This window comes from Parendozoicomonas verongulae (genome assembly GCF_009711465.1).
In the GTDB taxonomy this organism is placed as follows: domain Bacteria; phylum Pseudomonadota; class Gammaproteobacteria; order Pseudomonadales; family Endozoicomonadaceae; genus Sansalvadorimonas; species Sansalvadorimonas verongulae.
In genome coordinates this window covers 1-7,898 of sequence record NZ_SMME01000808.1, presented here as the reverse complement: position 1 = coordinate 7,898, position 7,898 = coordinate 1, and the positions used below count along the sequence as shown (strand labels likewise).

Below are 7,898 nucleotides of genomic sequence, written 5' to 3'. Positions count from 1 at the left end.
TCCTCTTCTTCACCCTCTTCCTCTTCTTCGCCCTCTTCACCAGAGAGCCCTGCCGCTATATCTGCACCATTATCTCGGCACTCTCCATTCTCTGTCAGTTTTTTAGGTGAGGAGCCAGATGTATCTTCCTCATTGTCTGAGCGTTGCTGGTGACTTTCACCCTCTAAAGGCCGCTCTGGCAATTCGGATGCAGAAGCCTGTTCTTTTTTATTTTCTTGAGAAGAACTCAGGCTGGGCCTCCTTTCTATTTGGCTTTGGGTAGCGGTACCTTCAGAAAATTCAGTAGGCGGACAATCAATTGGAGTGTCTGCTCTTTTCTCCTCGCCCACAGTAACAAGACGTTTTGCGAAATGTGCCATCGCACCTTCCGGCCCATAGCTGGGATCATCGCTCCAGATCACACCATCTACATCTTTAAACATACTCGCAGACAGTGTGCCAGCCTGCTCATCAGTTAAGGTTACAGCATACAGAGGCATTTCAGACCTGGGTGGTATTTTTCCTGGGGAATGAACAATAAACAATGGACAATGCCTCCCCTCCTCACAAACCGGAGCGGCAGCTACCCGCTTCATTAATGCACTGTCAGGCTCTATAGAGGAGTGCTCTGAAAAACGTACGACAGAAACATTGCGAACTCTTTCGCGATCCAAAGCAATCAGCCTGGTACGAATATTTTTTTCCGTCGCCTCAGTTTCTATATGAATATCTATCTGGTATTGCCAGCTGGATGTAGGCAATTGCCCCAATGTGAGGGGCAGCGTGATATAGCCATCAGTAATGGGTAGCCTGTAATATTCTCCGGCGTCATATATAAAACCCTGCCCATCAAATAACGGCGTCAGATAAACATGTGCAGAGACATTATCCAGCTGCGGATCAACTAGAACTCGCAGATCTTCATAGAGATCCGGGTTAAACAGCTGTGCTTCAAGAAGCTCTCTCTCATGGTTATCCTCCTCCAGAAATTTTTGAGTGAACACGAAGTTCTTGTTTATAGATCCGCTGTCTGTTGTTTCATCCTCCGTTATGAAGATCTTATGAGAAAACGACCACTCATGTTCGTTCTGAAGGGAGTGAAAAATCGGCTTAAGAATTCTATTGTAGTGTGCCAGATCAACCTGCAAACAGTTAGGAGGCACGCGCACTCTCTGCTGTTCACCTTCCAAAGGAGTAACCACTACGGCAAGACCCGCTTCATCCGCCTGCTTTTGGTGCCGTTTAAAGTATTGATAAGCCGCACCATTAAACGCTGGCGCTCCCTCGGCAGGAATTTTGGAGAGATCGAGAACAAGGATGCTCTTTTTCATGGCTGCACCTCTGTCTTGTGAAGAAGGGGCTCCCTCTTCTATCTCTGCACCGGTCTTATCCTGAGTCGAAGTCGGATCAGTCTCAGCAGCATCAGGCATGAGTTCATAGTAAAACGCCTCATTATCTCTCAACTGCGAGCTTTTCTCAGGCGGAAGTGCAGCCACCTGAAGGTTAAAACGGGTGATTTCTATAGGTATCTGGCTCAGGCTTTCATAGGAAAGGACAACGCTGTAGTTATTAGTATCATCCTGATAAAACGCTTCAAGGGGAATGGTCTCTCTCAATACACCATGCTGGCTTGCAGACAGCCCTTCCCTCACAAAGCGTCCTCGGGTGCGCACTCCGTTAACAACGGGGTGTATAGCCAACGAAAAACGCAAACCCATATCATTAAGTGCTTTTCTCTCTCCATCGTTTTTTATGGTCAGAGTGAAAGTAGGTTCATATATGGAGATAACGGTATCCTTCACCCCCAGCAGCCGATCAAAAAGCAACTCCCTGGCCTCTAGTGGCCCATTTAACCCTGAAAAATCTGCATCACCCGGTGCGCTTTTCTCTCCCATCATATGCTGCAACAGCGCGTCATCTGTAAAGGGTAAGCCTGTCTTAGGATCAGTCTTTACAGCCAGAGCCTCCAGAGGATAGAGCAGACACACCACAGTCAAAAGCAGGGCTTGCTTCATAGCACGTATAGATAACATGAGAATTGCTCTCAGGATCAAGAGCAACAAAATATAGATGATGATGGCCAGAAGGGCAGTGTTAGAAACTCTAACCTTGTTGTACAGCAAACAAGCGTGTCTGTTATGGAATGTATTGGCTTAACTCTTGTCCAACACCCTATCTTACACAATAAAAGGATTATAAAATGGCTTATTCCCAAGGATCTTCAGCATCGGATAGAGCTCTACCAACCTATACAGCCTCGATGGCAGGGTACTCACCTGGAGCCGGAAGCCCCACCTTCAGGCTCCCACCAAGCGTTAGCATATATAATTATCCTATGCCTCCTGCAGGCAGGATGGCGCAAGGCTATATTCAACAACAATCTGCCATGATGCCCCCACCACGGCAATTGCCACAGCGCCAAGTGTCGCATCATAACTTACCACGTGGGTATGCATCAGTGGGACAACATGAGGGGGAGGCACTCCAGCAACTTAAGGCAGCCCTCGTAAAAACCGAGATGGAAAAGGGCTTCCTGCAAGACTGCGTGAAAAAAGCCTACGCCCACTTCAATAGAGAAGTACCTGAAGGACTATGCAATGGAGACGAGCTGGCGGATATGCTTGTCAGCCGAGACAAGAAAATGCCCACTTGCTTCCTCCCTGAGCATTTTACTCAGACAGGCCAGTTACCTGATGGTAAGCCCTGCTACACCCAAACCATTACAGTCCCTTACCGGACGCTCGACGAAGGCGAAGGCGAACAATTAAAAAAACTTGTTATGACACTCTCCCCTGCAGATGTTCCCACACCGGAAGAACAGATAGAGACTCTGCAAGCAGCAACCCCAGAGCATTTTGATATCACCCTGCTTAACAGGTTGGTGCACGAGATGGGTGGAAAGGTTTTGGACACCTATACACATAGAGATATCACTAACCTGATAGATAATTTTCACAAGGAAGAGGAGAAGAAAGACTCTGAAGCCCAGCTACTCAGATCAACCTTGAGTAACATGTGTCACCTGCATGGTCATACCCTGCCTAAAGAGCTTGAAAATACCAGTTTGACTGCTCTGAGAGACAAGGTTGAGGAAGAGCAACTGAAATTGCGTCACAAACTGAGAGTACTCGAGAAGCAAGCGAAAAATCTTGAAGCACTTGTTAAAGAGAACGCACAACTCAAAACGGACCGTGAAGAGCTGGATGCGCTGCGCGAAGAAAACAGACATTTGAATCAGCGCATCAGCGAACTGGAATCCCAAGACAAAGCATTCGCGGAAGCTTCCTCCCCCCCTCTTAGGACAAGATCCGGGAAGGTCTTTTCCAAATCCTCCACCTCCCATCTTCATGGTCATCAAGATCTTCTCAGCTATAGAACTGCAGGCCCCAGGACGCCAAGCAGCACAAGCGAAGACTCCATCCTCTCTGTAGCTGAGAGCGATGCCTCCTTCTGCTCTGTCACCTCTCCACAACAAAAGAGACCCAGGCCAAAACCTGAATCTGAATCTGAAGCAGAATATACACCAGGGTCTGATCTGCCCCCCGCAAAAAAGCGCAAAAAAAGGAAACAGCGCACTCCAGTTCGGGCAGCAGCAGTAAAAGTAAAAGCAAAAGCAGAAACACAGACAGAAGGCCAGTGAACGTACATATAACTTCACCCAAATAAAAGTGCCCGAACACACTGCTCGGGCACTTTATTCAGAGCGAGCGATCAGGCCATAGCGGCAGGCAGTGCCCCGATACCTTGAATAGAACTCAAGCCAGACAGCAACAGTTGCCCATCAATCACCTGAAAGTCTTCCAGAATCTGCTCATTGTATTCGCGGGCATAGGTTCGAGAGTTCACCATCACCGTAAAACGCTCCAGCGCTTTTTCGATAATTTCCAGAGATTGCATATCCAGCTCATCACCACTTACATCAATAGCAACAGAACGGTAGGGGCTTTCGCCGGGCTTTACGCTACCTGCCAGCGGGTGAGTGATCACTCGCGCACCGGCATGCACACGGTTGCGCACCGCCTTCAGAACACCTTCGTAGCTTTCGCAGGTTTCCTGCTGAAAGCGCCCCAGCTTCTCAGCAACCTTGGGGTTATTGGTGACGATCAGCAAATCATTGTTGATATTTTTCACGAACCTTAAGCCTCCTGCTTAGTGTCTTCCAGCAGCTTGATAACAATACGATCGGACTCATTACGCTTCACCCAGCCATCACGCTCCAGGCGGTTGAGCAGTGGAATCAGGTATTTGCGACTCAAACCGGTGCGGTCTTTGGCGTGGGCAACGGGGAAACTTTCATTCATAGCCAGGCCCGTGAGGATGTCTTCAACACACTGATCGTAAACGTCTTTGGCGTAGTAAATGTGGTCTTCCATAGGGACGATAAAGCCTAAGTGCACCAGGTTACGCAGCTCTTTCTGACCGCCGGGAACTTGTGTCTTAGACGACTGCAGACCTTCTTTACCGGCTTTCTGGATCATGCTCAGTAGCTGCTGGCCTTTCTGGTTGAGATCATCTTCCGATGTTCCGCCACCCAGCACCCAGGCACCGCCAGTCATATGGATGATGTTGTCCTTCTTTAACTCTTGCAGCAGCTGATCCAGCACAGCCGGTTCAATACCCAGCTTACTGGCCAGCTCTGCTCCGCTGAGTGCTGTGCCTTCGTCTTTCAACGTGGTTTGCACCAGTTCCAGAGACTCTTTGAAAAAAGTGTGACTGACCAGCCAGCCGCTCATATCCACAAAACTGCTGGTATCCACACCATCGCAGCCTGCCAGTGCGTCGCGGTGAACATAGCCGTGGAAGTCCAGACTCAATTGCAGGCGATCCTGTTCGCTTAACTCTTCCGGCAGGGCTTCCAGCAATTCGTACAGCGCTGCACGACGATGGGCTGGTACACCACCATTCCAGATCACCCGACCGCTGAACAGTAAGTCACTGCCACCGTGACGAATCACCACAAAAGGCTGGTTCCAGAACGCGGTAATTTTCTCGGTAAGCACCAGGCGAGCGAGGCGTGTTCCTCTGATATGATGCAGGCGAGCCAGTGAGTGAGCACTACCTAACGCCACTTCCACTTCCCGGTTATTACGCCCCTCGGTAAAGCCCTCTTCCAGACGCACAATCATCTGCTCGCACACCATGGCATCAGCGGGGTTTTTCACCAGACAGTGTCCACGCTCCAGCTCTTTGCGAGTGATGCCTTTCACACCCACCGCCACACGGGATACCGCGCTCACTTCATCCAGAGATTTATGACCGGATTGCAGCGCTTTTACCTGTACCGGCTTGCCTGCAGGCATCACCATCAGCTTTTCACCCATGGCGACAGGGCCTTCAGTCAAGCTGCCGGTTACTACTGTCCCGATACCGTTTACGGTGAACACACGATCGAGATAAATACGGGCACTGCCGTCATCCTGGCGCTCTTCCATACGGTTGAGAATGCGCAGGATGGTTTTCTTCAGCTGAGGGATATTGTCGCCAGTGAGAGCAGACACACAGATGGACTCGGGAATATCACCGGTCACTTCCATCACCCGCTCAAGAATATCCTCTTCAACCAGCTCAAGGGTTTCCGCATCAACAGCATCAGACTTGTTGATCACCACCAGCAGGTTCTTGATGCCCATGGCGTGAATCACCTTGAGGTGGTCGTTGGTCATGGGCATCCAGCCTTCGTCGGCGGCTACAACCAGCAACACCATATCCAGACTCCAGACTCCAGACACCATGTTGCGGATATAACGCTCGTGACCGGGTACATCGATCACGCCCACCACTTCTTCGTTATCTCCTTCAAAGTGAGCAAAACCCAGATCAAGAGTCATGCCCAGTTTTTGCTCTTTGGCCCGGGCGGTCATAATGCCGGTCAGGGCTTTAATCAGTGCGGTTTTGCCATGGTCAACGTGACCGGCGGTTCCAATTACGGCTCTCATTTGGATGGCTCTACCGTGTGTGTAGTCATAAAATAGTGGGTTAACTGTCGTGCAACGACATCACGATCTTCCGGAAGAATAGTGGCGAGGTTGATGCGCACCTTGTCGTTACGTATCACAGCAATCATTGGTACATCCATCTCCCGCAACTCATCCAGCACTTTGTTCGCTGGTTTGGACGAGTTCAGCTCCAGAGACCAGGACGGATAGTATTCGTCAGGCAGGGTACCGCCACCGATCACCAGCTGATCTTCAAACAGGGAGACATGCTCACCCCATTCTGGCAGATACCGTTCTGCCCACTGACGATTGGTTTCCAGGTTCCTCTGGGCACGTTCGGCAATGCCCCGGCCACACTCTTCGCCGTTAAGCTTGCGAATCAGCAACTCTTCCAGCAGGGAGTAAATAATCCGGCTGGGGCGGAAGGCGCGCATCATGGGGTTCTTTTCCAGACGCTTCACCAGCTCTTTATGACCGGCAATAATGCCTGCCTGCGGGCCACCGAGAATCTTGTCGCCAGAGAAGCACACAAGGTCAGCGCCCTGACGCAGGTAACGGTCTGCGGGCACTTCATCCTTGGAGAAGGTTTCCGTCACAAGGCCAGAACCCTGATCTACCGCCAGCAGAACATGTTTGGGCAGACGACGGGCGACTTCCTTAATATCGGGAGATTCAGTAAATCCGCGAATGGCAAAGTTAGAGCGATGCACCATCAACACCATGGCGGTGTTTTCGGTGATAGCATCCAGATAGTCATCAGCGGTGGTGATGTTACTTGTACCCACTTCCACCATATTGGCACCAGCCATGCGCATGATGTCGGGGATACGGAAACCGCCGCCTATCTGAATCTGCTCGCCACGGGAGATAATCACCTCTTTGCCCGCAGCCAGTTCATTGAGCAACAACCAGACAGATGACGCATTATTGTTCACCACCAGCGCATCGTCGGCACCGGTGAGTGCCCCCACCAGATAGTTTACCAGCCCCTTGCGTTCACCACGTTTTCCTTTGGCAAGGCTGATTTCCAGATTGCTGTAACCGGTGTTCAGTTCAGACACCGCTTCCCACAATTCAGGGCTGATAGGGGAACGGCCAAGGTTAGTGTGAATCACAGTGCCTGTGGCGTTAATAACGCGGGTCTGGCGGGTGCGAATCAGTTTATAACAGGAGGAGAGAATGTCCGCTTCCAGTTGCGCCTGATCGTCTTCATTCTTAATAAAACAGCGCTGCTTGCGGTAATGGCCCAGAACACGGCGAACGGTTTCTGTAACAAGGGGGCGGCTGAGTTTGCGAACAGCCTCCTGGAGAAAGGGGGAGTCCAGTAACTGGCCGACCTGGGGTAAACGACCTGCTTCCATAACATGCCTCAGGGGGATTCAGACACAAAAAAAGCCGGTGCCTGTTATTAAAATTGTTTAATAACCGGAACCAGCTTTAGTATGGATCACAAAGCTCACTGCTCGTTCAAACAAGCTAGGCTCTGCGACAGAATTTGGCGGAAGAGGCAGGAATCGAACCTGCCAAAGCCTCTACGGCTTACGTCGGTTTTGAAGACCGGGAGGGCCACCAGACCCCATCTGCTTCCGAAGTGATGTGCATATAATACCCATACACTGCCATATGAGTATTGTCATTTTTCCAGATTGACGACCATAGGTACAAAGCGTACCTTTAGCAGTTTTTATCAAAAACAGCCTCACCTGCAACAGTGGCAAACAATACCTTCCAAAAAGTCAGCTGTTGCATACTTTTCAACAACTACGGACATCCCCTACAAACTCGCACACGCTACAAAATACACACTCAACACTGACATATAAAAAAACCTTCAGTGACGCAGGGTGCCGTCACTTTTGTTGAACTTCGTCAAAATAGTCGAAAAACACGACTACATACCACCAGCGGGAGTATCACCTAAAACCCGCAAACCAACACCTACAAACCAAAGCATTCAACGCAATTGCTAACACTTGTCCCCCC

Annotated in this window: 6 protein-coding genes and 1 tRNA gene; 1 reads left to right on the top strand and 6 read right to left on the bottom strand. The window is 50.2% G+C overall.

Annotation, left to right across the window (positions count from 1 at the left end; all coding sequences use genetic code 11):
* Together E1189_RS23845 and E1189_RS25750 are read right to left on the bottom strand one after the other, a co-directional pair.
* Positions 1 to 2,012, bottom strand: a 2,012-nt coding sequence (locus tag E1189_RS23845; protein WP_196221339.1) for a hypothetical protein, incomplete at its 3' end; no start/stop codon positions are given.
* A gap of 300 nt (positions 2,013 to 2,312) precedes the next feature.
* Positions 2,313 to 2,435: a hypothetical protein gene (locus tag E1189_RS25750; RefSeq protein ID WP_268921615.1), complete on the bottom strand. Its 123-nt coding sequence runs from the start codon at positions 2,433 to 2,435 to the stop codon at positions 2,313 to 2,315.
* Between the two features lie 2 nt (positions 2,436 to 2,437).
* Between E1189_RS25750 and E1189_RS09025 the strand changes: the two genes are divergently transcribed.
* Positions 2,438 to 3,619, top strand: a complete 1,182-nt coding sequence (locus E1189_RS09025) for a hypothetical protein (RefSeq protein ID WP_155159747.1) — start codon at positions 2,438 to 2,440, stop codon at positions 3,617 to 3,619.
* A gap of 71 nt (positions 3,620 to 3,690) precedes the next feature.
* Here E1189_RS09025 and E1189_RS09020 read toward each other — a convergent pair whose 3' ends face one another.
* The 4 genes from E1189_RS09020 to E1189_RS09005 all read right to left on the bottom strand — a co-directional run bounded on the left by E1189_RS09020 (position 3,691) and on the right by E1189_RS09005 (position 7,503).
* Positions 3,691 to 4,110, bottom strand: coding sequence for a GrdX family protein (locus tag E1189_RS09020; protein ID WP_155159746.1), 420 nt, complete (start codon positions 4,108 to 4,110; stop codon positions 3,691 to 3,693).
* Between the two features lie 5 nt (positions 4,111 to 4,115).
* Positions 4,116 to 5,915 carry a selenocysteine-specific translation elongation factor gene (gene selB, locus E1189_RS09015; RefSeq protein ID WP_155159745.1) on the bottom strand — a complete coding sequence of 600 codons (1,800 nt, stop codon included), beginning with the start codon at positions 5,913 to 5,915 and terminating at the stop codon, positions 4,116 to 4,118.
* Positions 5,912 to 7,276 carry an L-seryl-tRNA(Sec) selenium transferase gene (gene selA, locus E1189_RS09010; protein ID WP_155159744.1) on the bottom strand — a complete coding sequence of 455 codons (1,365 nt, stop codon included), beginning with the start codon at positions 7,274 to 7,276 and terminating at the stop codon, positions 5,912 to 5,914. The genes selB and selA overlap by 4 nt, the downstream gene beginning before the upstream one ends.
* Positions 7,277 to 7,411: 135 nt before the next feature.
* A tRNA-Sec gene (locus E1189_RS09005) sits at positions 7,412 to 7,503 on the bottom strand.
* Positions 7,504 to 7,898: the final 395 nt, after the last annotated feature.